Annotated in this window: 20 protein-coding genes; 7 read left to right on the forward strand and 13 right to left on the reverse strand. The window is 51.3% G+C overall.

Annotation, left to right across the window (positions count from 1 at the left end; all coding sequences use genetic code 11):
- Positions 1 to 30: 30 nt before the first annotated feature.
- Genes ACTUJZ_RS11035 through ACTUJZ_RS11050 form a run of 4 tightly spaced genes read left to right on the forward strand, consistent with a single transcriptional unit; the run spans position 31 to position 4,661 of the window.
- Complete coding sequence (locus ACTUJZ_RS11035) at positions 31 to 1,176, forward strand: glycosyltransferase family 2 protein (protein WP_463636367.1); 1,146 nt, start codon at positions 31 to 33, stop codon at positions 1,174 to 1,176.
- Positions 1,173 to 2,345 (forward strand): DegT/DnrJ/EryC1/StrS family aminotransferase, encoded by a 1,173-nt coding sequence (locus tag ACTUJZ_RS11040; protein WP_463636368.1) that lies wholly within the window; start codon positions 1,173 to 1,175, stop codon positions 2,343 to 2,345. The genes ACTUJZ_RS11035 and ACTUJZ_RS11040 overlap by 4 nt, the downstream gene beginning before the upstream one ends.
- A gap of 10 nt (positions 2,346 to 2,355) precedes the next feature.
- Positions 2,356 to 3,654: a FemAB family XrtA/PEP-CTERM system-associated protein gene (locus ACTUJZ_RS11045; protein WP_463636369.1), complete on the forward strand. Its 1,299-nt coding sequence runs from the start codon at positions 2,356 to 2,358 to the stop codon at positions 3,652 to 3,654.
- Between the two features lie 2 nt (positions 3,655 to 3,656).
- Positions 3,657 to 4,661, forward strand: a complete 1,005-nt coding sequence (locus tag ACTUJZ_RS11050) for a GNAT family N-acetyltransferase (RefSeq protein WP_463636370.1) — start codon at positions 3,657 to 3,659, stop codon at positions 4,659 to 4,661.
- Positions 4,662 to 4,687: 26 nt separating this feature from the next.
- On the opposite strand, the gene ACTUJZ_RS11055 is transcribed toward ACTUJZ_RS11050, so the two are convergent.
- Positions 4,688 to 5,578, reverse strand: a complete 891-nt coding sequence (locus ACTUJZ_RS11055; protein WP_463636371.1) for an XrtA system polysaccharide deacetylase — start codon at positions 5,576 to 5,578, stop codon at positions 4,688 to 4,690.
- 473 nt (positions 5,579 to 6,051) lie between these two features.
- Here ACTUJZ_RS11055 and ACTUJZ_RS11060 point away from each other — a divergent pair, with 473 nt between their 5' ends.
- Positions 6,052 to 7,032, forward strand: a complete 981-nt coding sequence (locus ACTUJZ_RS11060) for a polysaccharide deacetylase family protein (protein ID WP_463636372.1) — start codon at positions 6,052 to 6,054, stop codon at positions 7,030 to 7,032.
- 26 nt (positions 7,033 to 7,058) lie between these two features.
- Here ACTUJZ_RS11060 and ACTUJZ_RS11065 read toward each other — a convergent pair whose 3' ends face one another.
- The 8 genes from ACTUJZ_RS11065 to ACTUJZ_RS11100 form a co-directional block, all read right to left on the reverse strand.
- Complete coding sequence (locus ACTUJZ_RS11065) at positions 7,059 to 8,099, reverse strand: sterol desaturase family protein (RefSeq protein WP_463636373.1); 1,041 nt, start codon at positions 8,097 to 8,099, stop codon at positions 7,059 to 7,061.
- A gap of 17 nt (positions 8,100 to 8,116) precedes the next feature.
- On the reverse strand, positions 8,117 to 10,369 hold the full coding sequence (locus ACTUJZ_RS11070; RefSeq protein WP_463636374.1) for a TonB-dependent receptor family protein: 2,253 nt from the start codon (positions 10,367 to 10,369) through the stop codon (positions 8,117 to 8,119).
- Positions 10,362 to 11,582, reverse strand: a complete 1,221-nt coding sequence (locus tag ACTUJZ_RS11075; protein ID WP_463636375.1) for an imelysin family protein — start codon at positions 11,580 to 11,582, stop codon at positions 10,362 to 10,364. The genes ACTUJZ_RS11070 and ACTUJZ_RS11075 overlap by 8 nt, the downstream gene beginning before the upstream one ends.
- Positions 11,583 to 11,656: 74 nt before the next feature.
- A complete protein-coding gene (locus ACTUJZ_RS11080; RefSeq protein WP_463636376.1) occupies positions 11,657 to 13,366 on the reverse strand; it encodes a DUF4856 domain-containing protein in 1,710 nt (569 codons plus the stop codon).
- Between the two features lie 331 nt (positions 13,367 to 13,697).
- Positions 13,698 to 15,344 (reverse strand): TIGR03016 family PEP-CTERM system-associated outer membrane protein, encoded by a 1,647-nt coding sequence (locus ACTUJZ_RS11085; protein WP_463636377.1) that lies wholly within the window; start codon positions 15,342 to 15,344, stop codon positions 13,698 to 13,700.
- Positions 15,334 to 16,272 (reverse strand): XrtA-associated tyrosine autokinase, encoded by a 939-nt coding sequence (locus ACTUJZ_RS11090; protein WP_463636378.1) that lies wholly within the window; start codon positions 16,270 to 16,272, stop codon positions 15,334 to 15,336. Before ACTUJZ_RS11090 ends, ACTUJZ_RS11085 begins: the two co-directional genes overlap by 11 nt.
- Complete coding sequence (locus ACTUJZ_RS11095) at positions 16,269 to 17,837, reverse strand: XrtA system polysaccharide chain length determinant (protein ID WP_463636379.1); 1,569 nt, start codon at positions 17,835 to 17,837, stop codon at positions 16,269 to 16,271. The genes ACTUJZ_RS11090 and ACTUJZ_RS11095 overlap by 4 nt, the downstream gene beginning before the upstream one ends.
- 20 nt (positions 17,838 to 17,857) lie before the next feature.
- The gene (locus ACTUJZ_RS11100) at positions 17,858 to 18,490 is read right to left on the reverse strand and encodes an XrtA/PEP-CTERM system exopolysaccharide export protein (RefSeq protein ID WP_463636380.1); all 633 of its coding nucleotides are present in this window, start codon (positions 18,488 to 18,490) and stop codon (positions 17,858 to 17,860) included.
- A 152-nt stretch (positions 18,491 to 18,642) separates the two neighbouring features.
- On the opposite strand from ACTUJZ_RS11100, the gene ACTUJZ_RS11105 reads away from it, so the two are divergent.
- The gene (locus tag ACTUJZ_RS11105) at positions 18,643 to 20,055 is read left to right on the forward strand and encodes a TIGR03013 family XrtA/PEP-CTERM system glycosyltransferase (protein ID WP_463636381.1); all 1,413 of its coding nucleotides are present in this window, start codon (positions 18,643 to 18,645) and stop codon (positions 20,053 to 20,055) included.
- Between the two features lie 242 nt (positions 20,056 to 20,297).
- On the opposite strand, the gene ACTUJZ_RS11110 is transcribed toward ACTUJZ_RS11105, so the two are convergent.
- From ACTUJZ_RS11110 to hldE, 3 genes are all read right to left on the reverse strand, one after another.
- Positions 20,298 to 21,170, reverse strand: coding sequence for a hypothetical protein (locus ACTUJZ_RS11110; protein ID WP_463636382.1), 873 nt, complete (start codon positions 21,168 to 21,170; stop codon positions 20,298 to 20,300).
- A 992-nt stretch (positions 21,171 to 22,162) separates the two neighbouring features.
- Positions 22,163 to 23,248, reverse strand: coding sequence for an XrtA/PEP-CTERM system-associated ATPase (locus ACTUJZ_RS11115; RefSeq protein WP_463636383.1), 1,086 nt, complete (start codon positions 23,246 to 23,248; stop codon positions 22,163 to 22,165).
- A 94-nt stretch (positions 23,249 to 23,342) separates the two neighbouring features.
- On the reverse strand, positions 23,343 to 24,791 hold the full coding sequence (hldE, locus tag ACTUJZ_RS11120; protein ID WP_463636384.1) for a bifunctional D-glycero-beta-D-manno-heptose-7-phosphate kinase/D-glycero-beta-D-manno-heptose 1-phosphate adenylyltransferase HldE: 1,449 nt from the start codon (positions 24,789 to 24,791) through the stop codon (positions 23,343 to 23,345).
- 85 nt (positions 24,792 to 24,876) lie between these two features.
- Between hldE and ACTUJZ_RS11125 the strand changes: the two genes are divergently transcribed.
- Positions 24,877 to 25,167, forward strand: coding sequence for a GIY-YIG nuclease family protein (locus ACTUJZ_RS11125; protein ID WP_463636385.1), 291 nt, complete (start codon positions 24,877 to 24,879; stop codon positions 25,165 to 25,167).
- On the opposite strand, the gene ACTUJZ_RS11130 is transcribed toward ACTUJZ_RS11125, so the two are convergent.
- Entirely contained in the window at positions 25,162 to 26,073 is a 912-nt protein-coding gene (locus ACTUJZ_RS11130) for a DUF350 domain-containing protein (RefSeq protein ID WP_463636386.1), read from the reverse strand. The two genes, ACTUJZ_RS11125 and ACTUJZ_RS11130, sit on opposite strands and share 6 nt — an antisense overlap.
- Positions 26,074 to 26,075 lie beyond the last annotated feature (2 nt).

A 26,075-nucleotide genomic window follows, 5' to 3' on the forward strand; every position in this document is an offset into this window, starting at 1 on the left:
TCTTGGGCTGTCAAACAAAGACAAATGGATATGACGTTTTTATTCTGGATACTCCTGCTACTTTCTGTATTTAGCTATTTTATTTACCCTTTTACCCTGCTTTTGCTTAACCGGTTCAAAGCAGACCATGCGGCGATCAATCCGCCGGATGAGGTGGAGGGCTATCCGCCGGTGACGTTAATAGTGACCGCCTACAACGAAGAAAAACGCATTCGCGAAAAAATCGAAAACTCCCTGGAGCTGGAATATCCCGAAGATAAACTGACTCTGGTAGTGGCGTCGGACAGCTCAACCGATGAGACCGACGAGATCGTTAAGAGCTATGCTGAGCAAAATGTGCGCCTGGTGCGCGCCGAAGAACGCTTGGGCAAAGAAAATGCCCAACTGGCCGCGATCAAAACGGTGGAAAGCGGAATCATTGTATTTTCTGATGTGGCCACCCGAATTGAGCCGGATGGTATCCTTAAGCTGGTTCGCTATTTTGAAAATCCGGAAGTGGGTGCGATTTCCAGCGAAGACCGCTTTGTCAGTAAAGACGGCCAGGTAGCCGGCGAAGGCGCCTATGTAAAATACGAAATGTGGTTACGCCAGCAAGAGTCTAAACTGGCAGGCCTGGTGGGCCTGAGCGGGTCATTTTTTGCCGCCCGGGTCGAAGTGTGTGACCAATGGGATATCCACGCGCCCAGTGATTTTAACACAGCGCTTAACTGTGCCCAGGCTGGCTACAAAGCCGTGACGGCACCGGATGTGCTGGGCTATTACACCGACCTGGCCGATCCAAGTAAAGAATATGCCCGCAAGATCCGCACTGTGATCCGTGGTATGACAGCCTTAGAACGTCATCCTGAAGTGTTGAACCCCAGCAAGTTTGGTTGGTTTGCTTATCAGGTATTGTCTCATAAATTACTGCGCTGGTCGGTTCCCTGGACCTTACTGGCGCTGTTCATCGTTACGCCGTTTTGCATGGATGAGGGCGGCTTTTATACTCTAGCCTATGTGGCGCAGGTGGCATTCTACGGAATCGCGCTGGCAGCACACTGGTCAGAATCCCTGCGCCAAAAATCCTGGGCCAAAATTATCTACTTTTTCACCCAGGTCAATATTGCGCTGTTTGATGCCGGCATTCAGTTTTTGTCGGGCAAACGTATGACGGTGTGGCAGCCTTCTGCGCGATGAAATGGTCGCAACTTCCCCCGGTGGGCACTCGTGCCCTGCCTCATTCCAAAGATTATCGCTCAAGCCCGCTGACATTCAGCGGGTTTGACCATCAGCTGGTCAATTCCGGCACTGCCGCCCTGGGAGCCATTCTGGCCTGGGCAGTACAGCGCAGTGATGGCACAGACTTTAATGTGGTAGTACCCGGCTATGCCTGCCCGGATCTTATAGCAGCGTGCGACTACGCCGGCGCGCATGCCCTGATTGTGGATTTGGCGGCGGATGCCTACCAGTACAATCTAACCCAGCTGGCATCTCTGGAGCATCCTGTGCATGCGGTGATCTGCCCGGCACTGTTTGGCTTGAGCATGCCGCTGGCTGACATCCGTCAGGCAGTGGGCGATCAAGCCTTGCTGATAGAAGACAATGCCCAGTGGTTTCCCGAAAAACGCTACACCAGTCAGTTGGCCAGCCTGAAAAACTACCCACTCCCGGAAGCCACCGAACAGGCTGACTTTTTTATTTGTTCGTTTGGCCGCGGCAAACCGGTGAACTTGCTGGGTGGTGGCTTACTGGCCTGGAATACCAGCCGGGTTAACGACTTTGCGCCACAGGTGGGGCCCGCGCCTGACGCGCCGCGAGGCTACAATACAAAGGCCCGGCTGTTTAATGCCATCTGTCAGCCACTGGCCTATGGCGCACTGACTCGTGTGCCCGGTATGAATCTGGGGGCCACCGAATATCACCCGCTTAGCGAGGTTACCCGGTTGGACGCGCTACGTGAACAGCGCCTGCCGGCCAGTATTCTGGCTTATTTGCGCCAGCGTCCATATCCGCAGCAGATTTTGCTGGCCGCTATCCCGGTGTTATGGCCGCAGCAAGCGCGTGCTAAGCGCTTACTGCGCTTTCCGCTGTTGACCCAAAGCAAACAGGCCCGCGAAACCTTGTTACGGGCGCTGAATCAGGCCGGGCTGGGCGCCTCGCCAATGTATGCCAGCACATTGCCCGCCATTGCCGGGGTGGCCGAACGCAGCACCACCTGCGGGCCGCTGCCGGTCAGCCAGGCACTGGCAGATCAGCTCATCACCCTGCCGGTGCATCAGGGCGTCAAACCGCATCATCTTCGTCGCATCATCAAAATTGTCGATAACCACCGTCAGTGGCTTACCGACAGACCGTTTCAAGAGTGACCCGATCATCATGGATATTGCAGCAGTAAAAGCCAAGCTAAAAACATTGAAAAGTGAAAAAGGCAAGATTGCCCGCCAGTTTAAACAAGTGGAAAACGGCAGCGCCGAGCATCAGGCATTGATTGAGCGCATGCAAGAGGTGAGTGGCCAGGTTAAGCAGCTGGAGAGCGAGCAAAAAGCGTTGCTCAAAGCACAAAATGACGAGACCCCCAAAGCTGACCAGCCGCCGCCTTTGCCAAGCCAGTTCAGCCAGCCCATCGCCCATTTGAACAGTGATTTTACCATCAGTCGGGTGGGCCCGGACGGCGACCTTAGCCAATGGTGGGAATATGTTGCTAAGAGTAACACCGCCAGTATCTATCATAGCCAGGCAGTGTGGGAGTTTTTATGCGAGCAGCCGCATACCGCCCCGGAGATCCTCATCGCCCGCAATGACAAAAACGCCATCGTGGGCGGCCTGCCGCTGGTCTTTATGGCGACCCCGTTGCTAGGTACATTTGGGGTGTCCCTGCCATTTTTTAATTACGGCGGGCCTGTGACCCGTTACACCAATGTGTTTGAAAAACTGCTGGAAGTTTGCCGCACTGATGCCAAGGACACGCAATCCGGCAGTAAATATACAGAAGTCCGTACCACGGTGAAAAGCACACTTTCCGCCTCGACCAAAAAAGTGTCTATGTTGCGGCCATTGCCAGAAACAATTGAACAGCTGGATGAGGAAATAGGCGCCAAGGTGCGCGCCCAGGTAAAAAAAGCCGACCCGTACAGCCCTAAGATCCGCTTTGGCCACAAAGAACTGCTGGATGATTTTTACACGGTGTTTGCCCGTAACATGCGCGACCTGGGCACTCCGGTCAACAGCAAAGCCTTTTTTGCCGACTTGCTGGACAAGCTGCCCCGGCACAGCCACCTGGTAGTGGCGTATGTTAGCGGTAAACCCGTAGCCACCGGCTTTTTGCTGGAGCACGGTGAGATGATGGAAATTCCCTGGGCCTCAACACTGCGCGAAGCCAATAAGATGGACATGAATATGTGGCTGTACCAGCGCATATTACAGTTTGCCATTAAAAAACAATTGCGCTGGTTTGATTTTGGCCGTTCTACCAAGGATGCCGGCACTTACCGATTCAAAAAACAGTGGGGCGCACAGCCGGTGCAGCATTATTGGTACAACTTTAGTGCCCAGGAGCAAACCGAGTCGCTTAACCCGGACAACCCAAAGTTCAAACTGGCCATAGCCACCTGGCAGCGATTGCCGGTGTGGCTAACCCGGCAGATTGGCCCGTACCTGTCACGCCAGTTGCCCTAATTATGAAGATCCGTATTGTGGATGGCCAACCGGCCATGGCCACCCTGCAACCCCACTGGCAACAGCTGGCGCAAGATACCCAGGCCAGTGTGTTTATGCACTATGCCTGGTGTGAACATCAGGCTCAACTGTCTGACAACCCGGTGCTGGTGACCGCTTGGGAAGGCGAAACCTGTGTAGGTATTTTACCACTGGCGGTACGCCAACTGTCAGCCAAGGCCTCGGTGCCGGTGCTGACCCATTTGTGCCAGCGGTTTACTGATTATCAGGGCATGCTCATCGCCGCCACCTATGATGGCCAGATCATGCTGGATGCCATGGTCGCCGCTCTGGCGCGTTCGGTATTCAAAGGGCATTCTTTGTTTATCCCCTTTGCCGACGCCCAGCTCGCCAAACTGTTGTCCCACTTGCCCGGCATTAAGTGCTGCCAGCACTGGCAACACACCCGCTTTGACCGACGCGGACCGGCGATAAAGGGCAAACTGGGCCGCGAGGCGCGTCGCCGGGAACGCAAGCTGGCAGAACAGGGCGAGCTGAATGTTCAGATTGGTCAGGCATTTGACCCGGAAGTGGTGCACTGGGTACTGGATACCGCGGCGCAGCGCCACGGGCCCAATGCGTTAACCGATCCAGCCCGTCGCAATGCGGTGTTGGCCTTGCTGGAACAGTGTGGACCGTCACTGCACCTAAGCTGGATTAAACAAAACGGGGAATTTCTGGCGGCGCATATGGGCTTCTGCCACGGGCAAACCCTGTATTATTATGTGCCGGTCACCAGCGACCGCCAGCGCCAGGCTTCGCCAGGGATTATATTGCTGAATCACATTATGGCCGGGTTGGAGCAAGCCGGGCTGACCACCATCGATTTTCTGCGCGGTGAAGAAGACTACAAACAGGACTGGGGAAATGTGCATGAACAGCAACATGCCTGGTTACTGCCGGCCAAATTTGGCCTGAATATTAAGCGCCGGGTGATGACCGCGGTGTGGTTACGGCGCAACCCGTAATTTTGCTTACGTAAGCAGCGGCCGGTTTACCCGGCCTGCCCCGCATAGTTGCCACTGGCCACACTGAGCCAATCACCCAGTACCGGAAAGTCTTTATCCAGATAGGCCTGTTCCATGGTTGTCCATTGGTACTTGCTGCACAGTTTAGACAATTTTTTAATCGCTGTTTTTTGGTTCACATGATGGCGAAAACGCGATTTAAAATTGCTTTCGATGCGCGGCTGATCCGGGTCAAACTCCCACGGGTGGGTATAAAAATTGGCGATCCGATCCTGTTGGCCTTTGCCAAACAAGAAGTCGAATACCCAGAAGGGCAACAAGCGAAAATAGCCGCCGCCACCGGCTGGAAAAACCCGATTACGCCACACTGCGGTGGTGACCGGTACTTCTAACAAACCGTTGGACAACCGGTAGGCGCCTCGCGGTGCATTGGGTACGCCGTATAAATCGTGCTGAATGGGGTAGCTGCTGGAGCTGTACTGATAGCCAGCTTTGGCAATCAGGTCATGGGCCCAGTTATTGTCGGCGCTGATGGAAAAGCACGGCGCGCGGTAGCCTTTCACCTGGACTCCGGTGATATCTTCGATCAGGGCCTTGGCTTTGCTGATATCCTCAAAAAACACATCGGCATTTTGTTTAGATAAATGCTGATGCATAAAGCCATGACTGGCTATCTCATGCCCTTCTGCCACGATGCGTTTAAGAATATCCGGATGCGCCTTGGCAATCCAGCCTAAGGTAAAGAAGGTGGCTTTAACGTCATTTTCAGCAAATGTGCCAAGCAATTTATCCATCTGTAGGGCCAAACGAGATTCGTATTTGGTCCACTCGTTCACCGAAATATCCTGCGCGAAAGCTTCGACCTGGAAATACTCTTCCACATCAACTGTCATCGCATTCACATTTGCCATTTTCATTAAAAACCTATATTCACGAGCCTGTTTGCAGGCTGACTTACTACTTTTATCTTATAGTTATATCATGCCGCAGAAGATCGTTTTTCAGGTCACTGTTTTTAGTACATTTACAAGCGGTGCGCTGAAAAACGCATTGCCCTGTCAGGGCTGCTACCAGATTGGCGCTGCGGCCAGATTGGCGCTGCGGCCAGATTATGGTAGCTTAAACAACCGACAGTATACAGCGATTGTGCTGGCGCGTCTTTGCAAGTCGGTTGCAAGATAAAACCCGGCCCGACAACACCTACCATGCCAGGCCAGCACAATAGTGAGTGCCAACCTGCTGGTGATAAAGTGGCCGTTTGAAAATTTTATCTGCTGCTTTTTTTTTGCTGGTGCGTATACAGGGTCGTGTACAAACCCAGGCCGCGGCGTTAGCCGCGGATGTTGCCAAGCAGGCATGCAGTCAATAAATGAGAAGTTGGACTAGACACTTGATACATTCGCTGTTTCTGAACAAGGGATTGAACTGGCTGTTAAATAAAGCCCTGAGCCAGCACGTTTGCATCTTTACCCTGCACCGCCCGGTGGGGCCACACGGCTTAAACGGCGTGGATTTATCCATGCTGGAGGGCTTTCTTCGCCTATTACGCCGCCATGGATGCGAATTTATCAGCGTGGATACTTTATTTGCCCGCCGTGCGCAGCTGGACCCGGCCAAAAACTATGTGTGCTTTACCGTCGATGATGGCTATCAGGACCAGGTAGAATCTCTGATCCCTATCTTGCTCAATTATGATGCACGCCCTACCCTGTTTGTCATCACCGACCTTATCGATAAGCAACAACTGCCCTGGGATGCGCAGATTGCTACCACTATACGTGCCACTAATCACACCGAGCTGGATGCCGGCGCTTTGGGTGTTCCCGGCGAACGGATCCTGTCATTACGTGATAAACGCCATGCCCGGCGGTATTTGTCGCTGCATGCAAAACGCCTGGAACGCAATGCCCGAGGCGAATTCGTGCAGGCGCTCAAAGAAACGTTGTGCGCCGATACGCCGATTGATACACGCCACTTTGAACCTACCAACTGGCAGCGGTTGCAGGAACTGGAAGCCCAGGGCCTGACAGTAGGCTCGCACACTTGTAGCCACAGCCCGCTGGCCACATTGTCCAAAGAAGATATTCGGCAGGAATTAAGCGAGAGCCTGAAGGTGCTGCATCAGTATCTTAAGCAGCCCTCTGATGTCTTTTGCTACCCGGTGGGTATGCAGGAAGATTTTGATGAGCGCGGCAGCGCTATTGTGGCAGAACACGGCTTTATTGGCGCGCTGACCTCAGAGCCGGGTTATTTTGTGCTGGAAACAGTCAACAAACATCCTTTCACTGTACCGCGCTTAAGCCTGCCAGCGACCACCAATACGGCGGTACGCTATGCCTCCTGGCTGGAAAAACTGCGCGCTGGCCAATAAACGATTTGAAACAGCTTAAACGGGCGTCAGGGCAGCTTTGAGGCTGTGGATTCAGTTATCTCAGTGACCGGCGGCGCTGTTACCGCAGTTTTGGTTTTTCGCCGTAATGCTTGTTTGGTTCGCCCCATAATGGCTTTCACCGGTCGCCAATAGGCGTCGGCTACACTGTGATGGCTGGCCTCTTGCCGGCCTAAACCAAAACGCAGGCGCTGCACTGGTGCCGACAGTGTCAGGCTGCCGGCCATCCTATCCCACAGTGCCAATGTGGTACCAAAATTCTTATCAAAATGTTTAGGATTGGTGGAATGATGAATCTGATGCTGCGCCGGGCTGATCAACCAGCGCTCCACCCTGTCGCCCCATTTCCAGCGCACATGTGAATGGCGCAGATTGGAGCCGGCCATATTAAACACAAACACAAAGATGTTGGCACCTAAGATGTCCAGCATACTGAGGGTGGGCCCGAACAAAAAGTAGCTAATGCCCACAGCGCAGCCCTGTGCCAGCGCCATGCGGGTGGCATACAAAAAGCTTTCCAATGGATGAGAGCGGTATATCGTCAGCGGGGTTAAGACCTGCGCTGAATGATGCACCTTGTGAAACTCCCACAGCCAGGGCACTTTATGCATGGCCATGTGCAATAAAAACCGGGTCAGATCATCCAGGATAAAGAGCAACAATGTAAAGCATACGGTTACCGTGAGTGCATCGGTTGTTAGCGGAGGCTGTTTGCCAAACAGGCTCTCCAGCATATCCGACAAGCCCAGTGCGATGGGTACCATGGAAAACAGCACCGGCGCCCAGATCACCAGGCGCACAATGCGATTGACCACCCATAAGCGGTAATCCAGGGTGGCTGAACGATGCAGCCAGACTTTGGGATTAAAAACATATCGCAACATGCCGCGCCACGAGCGGTGCTGTTTGGCCTGTACGCCAAACACCAGCATCGCCAGCACCGCAGCACTAACGGTATAGCCCACAAACAGCCGGGTATTGGGGTTGATTAATGCCCCAACCATCGCGCCGGCTTCGTTAGTGAGTGTTTGCCATACCGTTTCCCACATACGCTAATTATCCTGCCTTAGAACTGGTATTGATAGCCCAATTGCACCTGGCGCGGTTTACCCGGCCGGGCACCATAGGGCCGGCGGCTGACAATGTCTTCTTCTTCACTAACATTATCCAGCTTCAGGTACACTTTGCCGCGCCCGGATACGCGATAGGACGCCGCAATATCCAGCGTGAGCATGCTATCGGTACGAACCCCGGCCAGGGTGCTGTCACGGCTATCACCGGTCAGTGCAGTTTGCGCCGCTTCGGGCATATCTGACACATAGTTGGCCAGCAGGTACACATCCCAGCGATTACCCTGCACCCCAACACTGACTGAGCCGGTGTTTTCCGCCAGATACGGCACCGGGTTGCCCTCTTCCACAAAACCCCACTGGGCAAAAGAAGAATAGAAGGTGTTGTTAAACTCTGACTCGGTGCGGGTGTAGTTCACTGCTACCGGCAGGGTCCAGCCGTTAGGCAGACGGAAGCTGCTCTGCCAGGAGGCCTCCAGACCATAGACATCCACTTCACCGGCGGCAAAGGTTTGGTCGGTGGCACAGCCAGAAGACAGTGAACACGACTCAATCAGGTTGCTATAGTCACTGTAAAAGCCGGTTAATTCAACGCGATCGCCGTTGTTGATATAACGCCAGCCGGCTTCGTAATTGACACTTTCTTCCACGGCAATAGAGGCTGCCTGGATAGGACTGGTGGGCACAAAGCCTTTGTGAACCCCGGCAAACAGCCCTTGCTGGGCGGTCAGCGCATAGTAGCCGCTCAGGCTGGGTAACCAGATGCGGGTGGTTTTGTGCTGAAAATCTTGCTCAAAACCCGGATTGCGGTTCTGGTAGAACCCATCAATCAGCTCACCACGTACACCGGCGGTCAGGCGTAAGTCACCCAAAGTCACCGTGTCCTGCACATACACACTCAAGGCTTCGGTGTTCTCAGTATTGGTGGTAGTGGGCCGGGTGGCTTCACCCGTGGGGGTCAGCTCACCGCTGCGCATAAAATGATTGGTGGCTGTGTGGTTACGCTGAATCTCATCTTCGTGCCAGCGCAGGCCGGCAGCCACTTCATGGGTCAGGCCCCACACCGCAAACTCAGTATCCAGGTCAAACTGAATGCCTTGCGAGTAAAACTCACGGTCATTGCTGTTGAGCTGCAAAATTTCCTGCGAGGTACTGTCACGCTGGCCGGTCAGTACCTGATAAAAGCGCTGGTTGGCTTCGCTTTCTGGCCGGGTCAGTACTTCCAATAAAGTAGGCACCTGGCCACCCTGGGAGCTGGTAAAGTTATCCAGCTTAAACCAGTCACGCTCAAAGTCATTACGGTACAGCCGGGTGGTCAGTTGAATGGTGTCGGTTTCCAGCACATGGGTCAGCTGGACCTGGCGGTGGTCAGCTTCAAATGTATCCAGCTGGCTGGCGGCGTAGCGGCGATACGGATCCGCCGCAAAATCGGCATCGGAAAGGCCCAGGTAGGTTTCATCTGAGGTTTCATCGCTGCGGCTCAGCTTTAGCTCAATCAGTTGCGCGGTGTCGCCTACCGAAAACTGGTAATTGAACTTGGCCATCAGGTCGGTTTTATCAAACCCGGTATCACCGCCGCCATCCAGTTCTTTAAAGCCATCGGCACCCAGGGTGATAGCTTCCAGCAAATAACCAAATGCACCGTTGGTATTACCATAGTGCACATGACCTTTGTAATAGCCATCACTACCGGCAGACACATCCACGCGACCTTCGCTGTCGGTGGGGATGGCACGCGATACCAGGTTGATGGCGCCGGCCACGGTGTTCGGGCCATACTGAATGGTCGATGGTCCCTTGGTTACCTCTACGGCGGTCATGCGCGAAGCCATGGGAAAGTAGTACGCAGCCGGGGCAGAATATGGCGCCGGACCGATCAGTACACCATCTTCCATGATATTGATTTTTTTACTGCGCTCCGGGGTGACCCCACGAAAGCCGATATTCGGGCGCAAGCCGTAGCCATCTTCCTGGCGGATGTTCACGCCCGGCACCTGGCTTAAGATCCGGTTGATATCATCAAAATTAAATTGCTCAAGCTGCAATTCATCAATCACATCCACCGCACCGGCGGCCTGATCCAGTTTTTGCTGGCTACCGATGATGCTGATCCGGTCAATACTGGTGTCGCTACTTTTGTCAGCTTGCTGCGCCAGCGCAGGCGCACTACAGGCCGACGCAATCAGGGCGGCCAGAACAGACAGGCGACGCGTGCCTGCGCCACCAAAAAAGTTTACTGAATTAGTCATTGTCACCTGCCGATGTTGCTGGTAATTCCAAAGCCAGGCTTTGAATAAAGTCGGTCTTTAGGGTGTCGGTCACCTGTTTCACCCGATTATGCAGTTCTGTGGCCTGCTCGGTTTGATTTTCTACAATGCTGGCAAAGCTGCCATTCAAGCTTTCGGCAAACTGAATCGCATTGTCCAGGTCACTTAACATGCGCTCAGCAGTATCGGCATCCCCTACATCCACTAAAAAGTCATCGAAGCCAGTGTTGCCAGTGTCTTCTGACATGCCGCCGGTCAATAACAAGCGCATAGCTTTTAAGTTGGCGATGATATTTTGCAACGAGTGCTGGGCATACTGAGATTCAACATTTTGCGGGCACGGAGCCAGACCGCAGTCATTGGCCAGGATCCCAATTGGCGTAGCCAGCTTGGCATCCTTGGTTACCTCGGTCAGGTAAAACATGCTGTCGCTGACTTCATTGACCGCTTCTAGTGCCACCTGGTAATCACTGTCGGGCAAGCCGGCATTTTTCAGGCGTGCACCGTAGCCGCTGTCACCTTCCCAGGCATCCACCAGGGTTTGCGCGTTCGCAATAAGATCGGTCACAGCCAGTTGCGAATATTCACAGCGGGCCGCCTTACGGCTTTGTACGGTCTGATTATTCCAGCCTTCCGGCGCAGTCCCAAATGCGGTGCAGCTGTGATTTAGCTGGGTTGCAAATAAGGTATATTCCAGCGCATCCAGCCCCTTACGGGTGGCAGTGCGGGTTGAAATATCATAGTCAGCGTTGGCTGCAGCCATGGCCACATCCTGATCCACCGAACAGCTGCTGACATTAGGCCAGGAATAAATACGATTACGCAATGCGCTGTTGTTGTCGCTTAGCGGGCCCAACTGCATCATCTCGGCCAGTTGCCACACACTCATGGAACTTTGCCAGGCTTGCTGCACATCATCACGGCGCGGCGCTTCATTGTCGGTACCAATGGCGGCGCAGTAACTGTCCACAGAGTTTTGTAGCTGCTGAGCGCGGCTTAAAAAATCTTTGTAGGTAGGGATGATGGCATTATCCACCAACGACACTAATAGCGCGGTCTGATCAAACGAGGTATTGACTGGGGCCTGCTGTTCTCCATACTGCGCACCGGTTTCGCTACTGGTACTCTCACCACACCCAGACAGCGCCAGCACGCACGCGGTCGTGATTGCACTTAGGGCAACCTTGGTTTTCATATCTTTGCTCCTGAGACAAACAAACAGGGCATAGGGCCCTGTTTGTCAAATTGTTTGCAACAACTAATCAGCAATTACCAATTGGCGGTAGTCTCGCTGTCAAACTGATACGCGGCTTCCAGGATGGCGCGCGCTTCTAAAAGGTTTGCCTGATACGCTTCTACATCGCCGGTTAGCACTGGCGCGGTGCCCATCAGGTTGTGCAACTCTACAAATTGCTCATCGGTAACCGGAGAATGCGGGTTGAACTGCAGGCCCAGGGCAAAGCCCTTCATTTCAGACCAGTGCTTGGCCAGGTCGCTGTAGTTGAACTCTTCGCTGCCAATTGCGGCTAAATCAGCATTGGTATCGTTGATGTAGTGGATCACCGTGGCTGCGATGGATTGTTCCCAGGCAGACAGCGCGGTGTCACGGAAGTCTACCAACTCTTCCATTTGCGCGTCGGTCAGCGCCGAACCAGCTGTTTCATTTAACAGCGCACGGCCTTGCAGAAACGCGTTCATGGCATCAGCCGTCAGGTCAGTTGCCACGGTGGCACCTAAATCACGCTTAGCAGCGTTAGTCGACTGGCCAAAGTTGTACTCAGCGGTAAAGTCGATATCGCCGTCGCCGTCGGTATCATGATAACCCTGCCAATCATCCCGGCCACCTTTGCCAGCGATCTCGGCATCTGAGTAATCTAAGTAGTTGCGGGCTGCACCAAAGTAACCAAAGCCTTCATCAAACTGATGTTCCAGCGCGGTGTAGTTTTCACCGGTGTCAGTGTGATCAGACAGCAGCCCCTTACCTTCGGTGTCGTTATCCAGATAATCATCCGCGCCTTGTGAATAGGCGACTGACATCAGCAGGAACTTTTGGATAAGTTGCTTCAAGTCACGGCCATCTTCGGTCAGATACGGGGTGGTGATCTCACCGCCAAACGGGTCGAAGCGTGCTTCGCCATCAATGGTTGCCTGTACATTGTCACCCAGCATGTCGAAGAAGGTACGTACCAGGCCTGTCGGTGTGGTATCGCCGACCGAGCCCCAACCTGCAAACTCGGTTGCCCAGTCTTTATGTTGGCCGACTTCATCGGCACCGGCAATTTTGCCTACCAGATTTTTCTCAGAAGAAGATACTTCGGCCAGGGTGGTTTGTTCTGCCTCAGGTGAGGTGGTGGTCAACAGCGCGCGGGCTGACAAGGCTTCATAGTCAGCCACATCAAAATAACTTTCCAAAGCTGCAATTACGGCTGCTTTATCCGGGAAGGTGCTGGTGTCCAGGCTGTTGGCATCGCCAAAGTTGTTACCAATTAAAATGTTCAGATCGTTGATCAGCAGATGGCGGGCTGTCTGGCCGCTGTAAGACACCGCGGACTCGCCCGCAACAAAGGCACTGTCAAAGGCATAGATGTCAACTTCATCGTTGATGCTAATGGTGAAATCTTTGGTGTAGCTGGCGCCTGCTGCATCGGTAACTGTAACGGGTACCGTGGCGCTTTGGGTGGTCTCAAAGTCAAAGGTAACATCGGTGTTTAGTGCCAGCTCATTACCGTTGATAACAAAATCATCGTTGCTGGTTGTGAAGGTGAAGCTATCGTTTGCATCAGCATCTGTGGCAGACAGAGTACCGATAGTTACACCGGCTTTGTTTTCGGACACCGTGCTGGCACTTAGTGTGATATCTGTCGGTGCGCTGTTAACCGGCTGCTCGGGGGTGGGTTCCGGGTTGCTATCCGATGAGCCGCCGCATGCGGTAATCAAAAACGTAGAGGCTACGGCCAGTGCAATCGAATTAAACTTCATAACTGTTCCTTCGCTAAGTTGTGCTGATTTGTAAGCTGTAATGACAATACATACTATACGATTACAAATGAGAATCAATATTATTTGGATTTGTTTATGAGGATATGCTTATTTTTTGAGCGCTTGAGTGTGAAGATAAGCCGAACTGCCTGAATTGCAGGTTTGAGAAGCTAGATTATGGGGAGGGTAAGAGCATACAGCGCCCTTTTAGAGATGGCCGTTTAGAGTTACCCACTGGCCCAGGCGCCCGGTTCTAAATTAAGGTGTTGTTGTTACTGACATACAAAAATGCCGGCACAGCGCCGGCATTTTTAATCAGGATTGGTATTCTTTATCGGAATTGATAAGTCAGACCCACCTGAAGGCGGTTTTCAGTAAAGTTGCTGCCAAAGGCATTTTCGCGAATATCACCGCTACGCTCATTAAATGTATACCCTGCGGTAGCATTTAACTGTGGTGACAAGCGGTGAGACAACGACAGGCTCAGCGCAACATTGTCCCCTTCGCCCGCCGCAAACGGCTGGGTACTAAAGCGGCTTCTGCTTTGCGTAATATCCGCAAAGCTTAGTACCGCATTTAACCGGGTGAATGCGCCCACGCGGTAATTCAGATTAGTCCCATACGAAATGGTTTCACGCTGACGACCCTGCCCCAGAAAATCATCTTCTGAATAGCGGGCAAAAATCCCCAGCCGGGCAACGCGCGACTCATATCCCATCTCAAATGCACCCGCTTTACGCAAGATTACGTCATCTTCGATAGCATTGTTGTCATCGGAAAAGCGCACAAATTGCTCGCCATTTTGCAACTGATAGCCCAGTGACGGGGTTTGAAAGCAACCCGGTGAAAAGCCCGCGCCGGGGCACACAAATACGCCATCAATTTGGTTATCATTGATGAATTGCGAAAAGTTACGGACCTGTTCGGTGTAACTGACCACTGTACGAATTTTGCGTGTGGCATGCTGCAGCCTGACATTGGCCGAATCGCCGTAAAAACGCTGACCAAATTTAGCCTGCAAACTGGTGCGGGTAGTAAATGCCCAGTTGATATCCACCCCCGGATAGACGTCCCCATCATTATTCGGATTGGACGAGCTGGCTGAATTAGCGGTCAGCGAGATATAACGGTCATCACTGATCCTGTAAGTCAGACCCGCACCTACACTGTCGAACTCCCGGTCATTTTGAATAAAGTCGCCCAGGCTGCGAAATTCATACGACTCCGAATAACCAGTGACGCGTACGGCAACTTTGTCGAACACGTGACGATCGATAAATGCACTCACTTCATGCGAGGTAAAGTTGCCTAAATCTGCCTGTGAGCGATCGGTATCGCTGTAATTGCCCGAAAACTGCCACTTAAACCCCTGCACTGCCGAGCCTTCGGTAAACTGTGTGCCCACCGAAAAGGTCTCGTTATTCAGCCGCTGAGTGTTAATGAACTCACTGTCTTCAGACTTAACCTTACTGTATGACACCGACGCGGTACCCGACACAAACGGATTCTGACTGAAATCGGTCAGCGCCTGTATGGTGTCTGATTGGGTGCGCGCCAAATCGTTAGCATTGGTTAAAAAATCTGACACCAAAAAATTATTGGTGTTGGTATTCAAATAACTCGACCGGCCTTGAGCACTAAGTTGCAATAACCGCTCAACCACATCCAGGCTGGCGTTATAGTTATACTCAACATAGGTATCCTGCGTGGCGAAAGTATCATTATCGCGCTGCAGATGAGTGCCGGTCACAGTCGCCGACGCTCTGGCGCGCTTGGCGGTATACAATGCCCGTAAGGCAGGCTCCACCCGCCAGGTCAGAATATCCCGATCACCGCGCCCTTCCGAGTCAATTTGCTGAAAAATCGCACTGGAAGAAACACTGGGTTGCAAGGTGATATCACCCGCGAGAGCAGCCGGTGCCGCTAACGCGGCAACTGTACAGGCTGCTACTGAAGAGGCGCGCAAATTACGCCCCATTGGCCGTTTCCTGCTCTTGTGCATAATAGTATCCATAGTAGCCCGGGTCGTTAGCATCCTTATTTACTACCTTGTTTACCACAAACCCTATCGCCATATCGGGGTTCAAGCGCTCTACACTCAAGCGAATATCAGACAGCTTAGAACGCCCTTCCTCGGTCACCACCACCGCCTGGCCGGCAAAGTTGGCCAGAATCGCACTTTCGGTGATCCCGATAAGGGGCGGCGTGTCGATGATCACAATCCGATCCGGATAGCGATTGGCAAATTCATCCACGGTTTCGTGCATCTTTTGACTGGCTAGCAGCTCAGTCGACAGATGGTGTGTCCGGCCGGCTGGAATAATTTTTAGCTTATCCACATTGGTGGGATACAGCACATCGGCAATATCATCCACCTCACCGGTCAGGTATTCCATCAGGCCACGCTGACGTTGTAAACCAAAGGTATTAAGCACATTTGGCTTTAATACATCGGCGTCGACCAGCAATACGGTTTTGTCCTGCTCAGAGGCAATACTCAATGCCAGGTTGGTGGCAGTAAAGGTTTTGCCTTCTGAAGGACGGCCGCTGGTGACCATGATGATGTTGCTGTTTTTCAGCGTGGACGATAGCGGGCCAAACGCATTGGCCAGCAGTTTGCGCTTAATCTCACGGTATTCTTCATTGATGCCTTTACGCACCCCTGACAATGACACATGGCCATTGCGTTCCAACCGGTCTAAGTCGATATTTAGGGGTTCAACCAGGGTCTTGTCACCCATCGGGGCAGCGGGCCGTTTGGCTGCTTTGGCAGACGGTCGGGCCGGACTGGCCGGTGCGCCGGCAACCGGCTCGCCAGCATCGGCGGCCTGTTGCTCTTTTGCTGCTTTTTCTGCAGCCATCGCTTCGCGACGGCGCTGAAGGGCTTTTTCGATTGTACTACTCATGACAACACCCCATGCAAGTTGACGTTCATCAGCTCGGCTGTCATCAAGGCACCGTACACCACGACCAGTGCCAGCGAGGCGACAGCAAATACCGCGATATTACGCTTGTTGGCCTTGGTGATAGTCTCAACCTCAAGATGGGTAACCGTACCCCAGATAGGGAAATCGGAAAAATCCTTGAGCTGACGCGCCCGCACCAGAACCGGTGAAAGCTGATTAAGTAAAAAGGCCACACCGATCCCCACACCAAAGCCAATTAGCAATACCAGGGTGTACAGCATTAAACGCTGTGGCCCGGAAGGTTGGCTGGGTACCAGAGGCGGCTCGATGATTCGAAACTGGAATTCTTCGGCCGACACATCAGCCCGACGGCTTAAGTCTGCCGACTCACGCCGTGCCAACAGTTCTTCATAACGCTTTTTGGTAATACCATAATCACGGTTAAGCGAGGCTTGCTCGGCTTCAATCTGTGGCACCAGGTCGATCTTAGATTCCAGCTCCGTGATTTTTTCCTGCAAATCTTCTTCTTTCACGCGTAGCGAGGCAATATTGCTTTGCAGGCGACTCACATCCAGCGACAGCTGGCTGTTGTACTCGCCCAGCGGCTGATCTTCATCCACGCCCTGCTCTTGAAGAAAGTTGTCGATTTCTTCCTGACGCGCCTCTTCCAGACTGGTCAGCAACTGTTTGGTTTCAATAACATCAGGATGCTGCTCGGTATAGCGCAACGTCAGGCTGTCCAGTTGATCTTCTAAGGCTTTGATCCGTTGGTCGTAACGGGTTTGCAGCACCGAGCTACCCTCGTTACGCACGCCGAAGCTATCGGCCATTTTGGATGTAGAAATCTGTGCCTTCATAGCATCAATCTGTTGCTGGGTCTGGCGGATTTCTAACCGGGTTGTTTCCAACTCGCTGCGGGTGCGCTGCACTGACTCATAATAGGTGCCAGACATAGGCAAGATATCGCTGTACTTACGTTTAAATGCAGCCAGCTGTTGCTCTGCATCGGCCAGCCGATTTTCGTAATCAGCAATCTGCTCATCCAAAAAGCGCCCGGCTGTATCCGTGTCCCGTCGGTTGTTGCCTAACGACCCTTCTACAAATAAATCCAGCGTTTCCTGTACCACGCGCTGAGCGGTGGCCGGTAATTCGCTTTCATAGGCGATGTTATAGATATTGTCTTCACCGGTATCAATCAGTTTAATGTCTTTACTCAACCGGTTAATGAGATCGTTGAACTCTTCATCGGTGGTAGTGGTGATATCCAAATCACTTTCCCGGGCGATGGTTTCGAGGTTCGACCGGCTAAGTAAGGTTCTAGCCATCATTCTAATCTCTTCTTTAGGATTAGACTTGATGGCAATACCAGTTAAAACAGGCTCTAGAGGCGAACCGGTATCAACATATATTTTTGCCGCTGACTCATATTGGTTAGGTAAAGATGCCACATAGAGAAAGCCGATAGGGCATATTATCCATGAGCATATAATGATGATGCGCTTTTTTATCCATATTCCTTTGAGCAAGTCAAAGAATTGCGCAATAGATGGCTGTAAATCCTGCATTTAATATTGTTCCGCTACTACTAGAACCACGCTTCTGGGATAATTACGATATCGCCAGGCAAAATATCAACATTTTGAGAAATGTCTCCGTCACGGATTAAGTCATCTATGTTGATGTTGTAAGTACGCTTTTCGTCACCCTCAACCCGTACCAGCTTGGCGCTGTTACCATCTGCAAATTCAGTCAGGCCACCGACCTGGATCATCAGGTCCAGCAGTGTCATGTGTTGAGAGTAGCTAATTGCACGCGGGTTGGTTGCTTCGCCAATGACCCGGACTTGTTCGCTGAGCGGACCGGAGAAATTGTTTACGCTAACAGTTACGCGAGGATTGTTAATAAAGGTAGAAAGTTTTTCTTCGATTTCCCGTGCCAGGGTAGAAGGAGTGCGGCCAGCGACTTCAATGTCTTCAACCAGTGAAGTTGTGACCTTGCCGTCGGGACGAACCGTATATTGACCAGAGATCTCTGGGTTACGCCACACGAAGATGTTCAACGAATCACCGGGACCGATCAGGTATTGGTAATTATCCACACTTGTCGTTAATGATGCGCGAGTTTTCGCTTCAGGCAACTCGGAAGTGCTGGTACAGCCGCATAACAAAGATACCGCTGCTCCTAAAACAACCGGAACGATGCTTTTAGTCTTGTGCATAAGAGATCTTCCTAAACTCGTTATGGTGAAATTTTTTTGTTGAGACAATTTACCCTACGGTAAATACCACTATAATGCCAACATCATTTATAGTCTATTACATTGAATAGCTTTACGATGTACTTCGACTTTGCAGTATCAGGGGGCCAGGAATGGCATTAAATAGGCACAATCAAAGTAAACGTTCCAACATTTTAGTTGTAACGGAAGCATTACTCATAGCGTATATGGGGTACATTACGCATTTCATTTTGGTTCAGTTAGAGCTAACAAAATCTGTATCCATTGAGAAGCTTGCCGTTAACGTTGGATTGCTCACCGTAGCTATTCTTCTTTGCTCACTCTCTGTGGGCCTGTATGAAGCAAAACTGCGCGAAACCTTTCGCGGCATCATCAGACGCATCTTTGTCAGTGTCGGCTTAAGTTACTTCATGGTTGAAGTCATCAGCCGCGCATTTTTCGACAATCTGATCATGCATCACTACTACTTACCAGCCTCAGTGGCCTGCATTCTTATTACTTTAGTTGTTTTTCGCTATTTTACGAATCGGCTTGGATTGCTTGGGCTGGGCAAAGTCCGCATCGTGGTACTGGGTGCCGGCGAACGCGCCTCTATAATAGAAAAGCGGATGCGCCGGGATGTGGACCGAATCGCCTTTGACCTGGTGGGTTTTATTCCTATCCCGGGGGACAATCGCGAAGAAGGCATCAAAAATGAAGAAGTTATTCATGTAAAAGTGGATGAAAACTTCCAGCAGTTCATTATTGATAATGAAGTGGAAGAGATTGTGATTGCCTGTGATCAGCGCCGCGGCACCTTACCTATTGAAGTGTTGTTTGAATGTCGTTTACGCGGTATTGAAGTTACTGACCTGTTGGATTTCATGGAGCGGGAAACCGGCCAGATTGTGGTCAACCTGATGTACCCCAGCTGGGTCATCTATTCCAATGGCTTTCACAGTCAGAATTATCTGCGCGATGCGCTGGATTACTCCATCAATGCCCTGCTGGCAACGATAATCTTCCTCTTCACCTGGCCGTTTATGCTGCTTACCGCCACCATTATCTGGCTGGATGACGGCCTGCGTACCGGCACTTCGGTGTTCTACAAGCAGGAACGTGTAGGCCTGAATGGCAAGCTGTTTAAGATTATCAAATTCCGCAGTATGCGCCCGGATGCCGAAAAAGACGGCGCCAAGTGGGCCAGCAAGAATGATGATCGGGTAACCCGCATCGGCCACTTTATTCGCAAATACCGTATTGACGAACTGCCACAGTTGTTCAATGTGTTTAAAGGCGAAATGTCATTTATCGGCCCGCGCCCTGAACGCCCCGAGTTTGTAGAAAAGCTGGTGCGCGAAGTGCCCTACTACAATCAGCGCCATAATGTGAAACCCGGCCTGGCGGGCTGGGCGCAGCTGAACTATCCGTACGGCGCCAGCGTGGAAGACTCCATGGAAAAGCTGAAGTTTGACCTGTACTACGTCAAACATCAAAGCATGTTGCTGGATATACTTATCCTAATCCGGACTGTCGAAATCGTACTATTCGGTAAAGGCCGCTAAATCACTACGTGATACCAAGCCGGGGCAAGCCCCGGCTTTTTTGTGTCCGTGATTTGTGACAGATCCCTTTCATAGCCCTTGGACACCCACCTTTCCCCTGGACACCCACCTTTCCCTGGGCACCCACCATTCCGCTGGACACCCACCTTTGCCAGGACACCCACATGTTAATCACAAACAAATCAGCTTTTTATTATCAAAAAAAAAAGCCCGAAGGCTCTTTTTAAATTGCTTATGTAGTCTTAGCGTTGTCTTCTGCGTAACAGGAATAGCAAAGCCAGACTAGATAGTAGGCCAGTGGCCGGTGCGGAGACTTCAGGAATATCCGCAGGGTCGCGAGCCCACACAGAAATATTTGATAAGCCAGCGGGGTTTCCGCCACGATTGATCAAAGTTGAACTCATATCCCAGGTGCCTGTGAAGGCATAATTAAAATCATCTTCAAATACAGGATCCAGACCCAGTTCCGCCAAATCGAACTCATAAATAGCAAACCGATTGGCTGATTTAAAAACGATACCGACACGGTCGAAAAACTGGCCACCCAATAGTTCCATTAGCTCAGGTGGATTCATCGCAGGGGGATCCCAGCTGAATTCACCTTGCACAGCATCTTCGCCACAGCTTGTCGCCATGCCATCTTTATCCAGACAATTATCCAGCGTTAATAAATCATCGATGAATGTATAGGATGGGTCCCCACCTTCATTCATTGTGGCGCCTTCAAAATCGATATTATCGCCTTCGCCTTTGCCCACATAGATCCAGCCTGGATCAATGTTGCCCAAACCCTGCAGATTCTGTAATTCGCTTTCTTCAACAAACGCTCCGGGCGTATCCCAAAAGCCTAGATAGCTGTCCATATTGAACCAACCATCATCCTTATACCCCAGATTTTCGTCAGGATTCAGGAACAGGCTATTATTGCCTTCATAAGCGCCTAGACACGCTGTGGCTGACAACGGTTCAGCTAATACTTCAACGGGACTACCGTCGAGTACCTGAATAGTGTTTATATGCACGTCACCAACACTGCATGACTCGATTGTCGCAGCAGCATTGTGTGCAGCAGCAAGTAATAGTGCTCCCAATAACGCTTTTTTTGAATATTTCATTTTAACATCTCCAGTAATGGCAACCACGCCTTCACCCTCACCATGCACAACTCAGGCCAAAATTTAACAGATTGAAAAGTATAGTAAAAAAACTAACCAGAAAGAAAATTGTAAAATTTACAGACACCTTTGTATTAGCTACTTTTAAACTAAGACTTTTAATAGTGTCATGTAAAAGCTACAGACAAACATGTAGTTTTTGTGATGGCGTCAGTATAACTTACAACTAAGGCACTTCCCCTTTAAAACATTGAATCTATGCAGAATCTAACAGCTTGTATTTAGTGTACTTTCTTGTTTGTTAGTAAATGCACCCTGGTTGGCATCAGGTTTGCTTTAAACTTATTGGAATATGGAATGTGTAATATGTCTGCGAAGAGGCTTACACATAGCCTTGTAGAACAATCCGCGAACCCTTGTTCTCTAGGTGCAAAAAAGCGGGCAAAGCCCGCTTGGTAGTGTTTGGAATATGGACTTTGTAATTAGTAAAAGCGTCCGCAAAGAGGCTATCACATGAGCTTGAAGAACAATCCGCGAACCCTTGTTCTGCAGGCGAAAAAAAAGCGGGCAAAGTTCGCTTGGTAGTGTTTGGAATATGGAATTTGTAATTAGTAAAAGCGTCCGCGAAGAGGCTTACACATAGCCTTGTAGAACAATCCGCTAACCCTTGTTCTGCAGGCGAAAAAAAAAGCGGGCAAAGCCCGCTTGGTAGTGTTTGGAATATGGAATTGTAATTAGTAAAAGCTTCCGCGAAGAGGCTTTTTTTATTTCTCAGCTTTATTATGACACTACTTCGGTCGAAATTACCAGCATAAAAGTATGCTGAATTAATACTTTAGTACCAAACCCTATACCTTTGGCACTTTTGCTTCGCCTCTCTATTAGCTCCTAAATCGCTTTTTCAACATTACCATTCGGTATTGCAGTTTGCTCTGTCGAGCCAGATAACCAAAAAATTAGAAGCCGGGATAGTGGCTATCCCGGCTGACTTATTAATCGTCTTCTTTTAACCGCACATAGGTTTGATACTTTTTCTTAAGCAGCTTATCGATGTACTGGGTGAGTTTGATTTTATGGCTAATAGCATCGTCCAATGCATCCACTAATTCCCCCAGCATGGCTTTGTAATACTCGGCATCCTGTAATTCGTTGCCATTTGGCGTCAGCAGCTTTTTCTTCGGCTTGTGAGGCACACCCGGACCGACCGACGTTTCATACTCGGCCTCATCAATTTCTTCGTGCTCTTCCACTGTGGGCGTCTCAGGTAAAAACATTTCTTCGCTGACCTCATCGATCACCGCTTCCACTGCTTCACCGTTAAGTGTTTCCAGCTCTTCAAGAAATCCATACAGCAGGATCCGGTCCATCAGCGTATTAATTTTGCGTGGCACACCGCGGGTAAACTGGTAGATGCGCGCGTAGGCGTCTTCGTCAAACAAAGCACTGCCACTCCAGCCAGCGTGATGTAAACGAAAGACGATGTACTCTTTGGTTTCATCCAGCGTCAGAGGCGCCAGGTGACAAGATGCCACAATCCGTTGGCGAAACTGTTCCATATTGGGGGCACGCAAAATAGGCTGCAGCTCTTCCTGACCAAGCAAAAAGCTCTGCAGCAGCGGCTTGCCAAACTCTTGGAAGTTCGACAGCATGCGCAATTCTTCAATGGTTTCCAACGGCAGGTTTTGCGCTTCGTCCACCAATAACAACGCCCGTCGCCCGGTCTTGCTCAAATCGTATAAGAACACTTCCAGGCTTTTTAAAATATCGGCTTTGGTTTTGCCCGCCACATCCAACTCGAATTTGGATGCCACCATCTTAACCAGTTCATCTGGGGTCAATTTGGGGGTGACGATATGCGCCACCACAATATCATCCTCCAGCTCTGCCACCAGCGAGTTCGCAATGGTGGTTTTGCCGGTGCCGATATCGCCGGTAATCACTATAAAGCCTTCAGCCTGAGACAGGCCGTACTGCAAATACGACATCGCCCGTTTGTGCCAGCGACTGGCAAAGAAAAACGCGGGGTCTGGCGTCAGCTGGAATGGTTTGGAGTCCAGCCCATAATAACTTTCATACATGAAATTACCGCTTTACTTCTGGTTAACTGACTAAAAGATAGTCTAGCTTAGACTAAACCTGCGTGGCCGACTACCAGCTTCAGTTAACAATAATTCAATTCATGGGAGTTTTCACCTGCCCATCACGACCAACTATCTGCTCGATGATGCCGGTGGTCGAAACCCCCTGCTCAAAATGCAACACCTTGACCTGTCCGCCGTTGGCCATCACTTCAACGCCTCCGGCAATATCTTCCACCTTATAGTCACCGCCTTTTACCAACACATCCGGTAACAACCGGGCGATCAGCCGTTGCGGGGTATCTTCAGCAAATGGCACTACCCAGTCTACCGCGCCTAAGCCTGCCAGCACCGCCATGCGCCGTTGCACATTGTTAATAGGCCGGCCCGGTCCCTTTAAGCGACTAACCGAAGCATCATCATTGACCGCTACAATTAACCGGTCACCCAAGGCTGCGGCTGCCTGCAGATAAGACACATGCCCGGCATGCAAAATATCAAAACAGCCGTTTGTCATTACCACGGTTTCGCCCCGTTTTTTAGCCTGCGCCAGGGCTGCAGCAAGCTGGTCTTCCGCCAGCACGCCATTGTCTTTATGGCGATGCTGGTCGCCCAGAGCAATGGCCAGCTCTGTCGCAGTTACCGAGGATGTGCCCAGCTTACCTACCACAATGCTGGCGGCCAGGTTAGCCAATACACAGGCATCCTGCAGGCTCGCGCCCGCCGCATAAGCCACCGCCAAAGTTGAGACAACCGTATCGCCGGCTCCGGTCACATCAAACACCTCCTTGGCTTTGGCCGGCAGATGAAAGTCTTCCTGCTGCGCCTGATACAAGGTCATGCCTTCCTCCGACCGGGTCAGCAACAGTGCCTCCAGCGCCAGCTGCTCTTTAAGCTGATGTGCCTGAGCAGCACGGCTAGGTTCGTCATCGGCTACACCGGCGACCGCTTCAAATTCACTTTTGTTCGGCGTGATCAGGGTCGCGCCTGTATACTTCGCAAAATCTGTGCCTTTTGGATCAACTATCACACATTTATTGGCTTTTTTTGCAGCGATGATCAATGGCTGAGGATCGGCCAGGCATCCTTTGGCATAATCTGACAAAATGACTATGTCGGCATCAGCCAGTAGTGTTTCATATTGGGCGACCATGGCAGCTTTGTCGGTTTGCGCAAACGATTGCTCAAAGTCCAGGCGCAGTAACTGCTGATTTCTGCTCATTACCCGTAGCTTGGTGATAGTGTCTTTATCTGGCACCGCAGTAAAATGGCATTTCACATCAAATGCGGCCAGCCGCTGTTTTAAAATCGTGGCATTTTCGTCCTCGCCACATAACCCCAATAGATTTACCTTTGCACCTAGCATCGCGGCATTGATAGCCACATTGGCCGCGCCACCGGGGCGGTCCTCATTGGTGCTGACGTTGACCACTGGCACCGGCGCTTCAGGGCTGATCCGGCTGGTGCTGCCGCCCCAGTAGCGGTCAAGCATCAGGTCACCGACAATCAATACATTTGCGTTGCTAAACTCTGGTAAAATCATGATGGAAAAAACACAACTGTTGAAATAAGAATTGGCGCAAAGTATATCAGTCTCCACAGCAAATGAGGACAGCCCGGCCTGGTTTGTGTATATCCTGCAAAATCGCCTTGGTCATCTGTACACGGGCGTGACCACCGATCCTGCCCGGCGCATTCGCCAGCATCGTGGCGAGCTTGTCGGCGGTGCCAGAGCACTAAAGGGCAAGGCGCCGCTGGTATTTCAAGCTATCTGGCAATGCACTGGGCGCACCGACGCGCTTCAACTGGAGTACGCCCTTAAACAATTAACCCGCGCCACCAAGTGGCAAGTGATCCGGCAACAATGTGCGTTACCTGGCGGTATTGAGGCTACATGGGTTACCGGCGTTTTTTTATGATAAGAATTCCAAGATACCGTTGATAATTAGCGCCACACCCACGGTCAGACATAATTCCAGGCAGGCCACCCCAACATTGTGCTGTTTATCCACTTCCATGCGATAATCCAGCCCCCATAGAATCAGTTTTTTGCCTACATTCACCAGGGTGTACAACGCCAACGACAGCACCACTGACACTATCAGCCACCCAGTCACATTGCTCACATAGCCATCGGGGTGGTAGTTCAACAGGTGTCGCGCTGAAGCAACAATCAAGGCGGTGCCTAACAGGTTTCCGGCATGCTCAATGGCTAGGGCCAACTGGCCTTTTTGCAACGCGCCCTGAAAAGAATCATTCTGGTTGTCGCGCGCATAGCGCACTTCATAGATGCGGGTCATAAAGATGAGGATAAACAGCACCACAGTAAAGCCAGTGGCGATGGCGATCATGGCGTTCATGTCACTGCCATCCACCCACAACACCATGCTACGTAAAATGATAGCACTGGCAATCAGGCTAGCGGCATCCACCAGCGCGATGCTAACACTGCGATCATTGATCAGTGCCCGAGTGTCCACCCGGTTTAATACCAACTTGTCGTGAGCAAAGCGGCCGAAATTCACCAGCACAATACCAATCAGACCAAAGCTGATCATGCCCATGGCAGCGGATTCGAAGCCCTGCCCCACATGCCGCCCCACCACTGAGCCCAGTACAATGCATAACGATAACATGCCGCCGGCAATACTGATGCCAAAGGCAAAGTTGTCTTTTACCGCTAATTCTTCGGCCACTGAACTATTGCGAATTAATCCGGCAATCAGTTTGAGCAGTACCAGCAGTAGCAAGGCCAGCCCAAGGTCAATGATCAGATAGACCCATAAATCACGGGGAAGCGGCACTAATTTAACCAGTGTTTCCATGC

Source organism: Alteromonas sp. WD8-37 (genome assembly GCF_055326825.1).

What these genes read in the sequence shown, in the direction of transcription:
- ACTUJZ_RS11035 (WP_463636367.1), top strand. Translation starts at nt 31, where the DNA reads ATGACGTTTTTATTCTGGATACTCCTGCTACTTTCTGTATTTAGCTAT.
- ACTUJZ_RS11040 (WP_463636368.1), top strand. Translation starts at nt 1,173, where the DNA reads ATGAAATGGTCGCAACTTCCCCCGGTGGGCACTCGTGCCCTGCCTCAT.
- ACTUJZ_RS11045 (WP_463636369.1), top strand. Translation starts at nt 2,356, where the DNA reads ATGGATATTGCAGCAGTAAAAGCCAAGCTAAAAACATTGAAAAGTGAA.
- ACTUJZ_RS11050 (WP_463636370.1), top strand. Translation starts at nt 3,657, where the DNA reads ATGAAGATCCGTATTGTGGATGGCCAACCGGCCATGGCCACCCTGCAA.
- ACTUJZ_RS11055 (WP_463636371.1), bottom strand. Translation starts at nt 5,578, where the DNA reads ATGAAAATGGCAAATGTGAATGCGATGACAGTTGATGTGGAAGAGTAT.
- ACTUJZ_RS11065 (WP_463636373.1), bottom strand. Translation starts at nt 8,099, where the DNA reads ATGTGGGAAACGGTATGGCAAACACTCACTAACGAAGCCGGCGCGATG.
- ACTUJZ_RS11070 (WP_463636374.1), bottom strand. Translation starts at nt 10,369, where the DNA reads ATGACTAATTCAGTAAACTTTTTTGGTGGCGCAGGCACGCGTCGCCTG.
- ACTUJZ_RS11075 (WP_463636375.1), bottom strand. Translation starts at nt 11,582, where the DNA reads ATGAAAACCAAGGTTGCCCTAAGTGCAATCACGACCGCGTGCGTGCTG.
- ACTUJZ_RS11080 (WP_463636376.1), bottom strand. Translation starts at nt 13,366, where the DNA reads ATGAAGTTTAATTCGATTGCACTGGCCGTAGCCTCTACGTTTTTGATT.
- ACTUJZ_RS11085 (WP_463636377.1), bottom strand. Translation starts at nt 15,344, where the DNA reads ATGGGGCGTAATTTGCGCGCCTCTTCAGTAGCAGCCTGTACAGTTGCC.
- ACTUJZ_RS11090 (WP_463636378.1), bottom strand. Translation starts at nt 16,272, where the DNA reads ATGAGTAGTACAATCGAAAAAGCCCTTCAGCGCCGTCGCGAAGCGATG.
- ACTUJZ_RS11095 (WP_463636379.1), bottom strand. Translation starts at nt 17,837, where the DNA reads ATGCAGGATTTACAGCCATCTATTGCGCAATTCTTTGACTTGCTCAAA.
- ACTUJZ_RS11100 (WP_463636380.1), bottom strand. Translation starts at nt 18,490, where the DNA reads ATGCACAAGACTAAAAGCATCGTTCCGGTTGTTTTAGGAGCAGCGGTA.
- ACTUJZ_RS11105 (WP_463636381.1), top strand. Translation starts at nt 18,643, where the DNA reads ATGGCATTAAATAGGCACAATCAAAGTAAACGTTCCAACATTTTAGTT.
- ACTUJZ_RS11110 (WP_463636382.1), bottom strand. Translation starts at nt 21,170, where the DNA reads ATGAAATATTCAAAAAAAGCGTTATTGGGAGCACTATTACTTGCTGCT.
- ACTUJZ_RS11115 (WP_463636383.1), bottom strand. Translation starts at nt 23,248, where the DNA reads ATGTATGAAAGTTATTATGGGCTGGACTCCAAACCATTCCAGCTGACG.
- hldE (WP_463636384.1), bottom strand. Translation starts at nt 24,791, where the DNA reads ATGATTTTACCAGAGTTTAGCAACGCAAATGTATTGATTGTCGGTGAC.
- ACTUJZ_RS11130 (WP_463636386.1), bottom strand. Translation starts at nt 26,073, where the DNA reads ATGGAAACACTGGTTAAATTAGTGCCGCTTCCCCGTGATTTATGGGTC.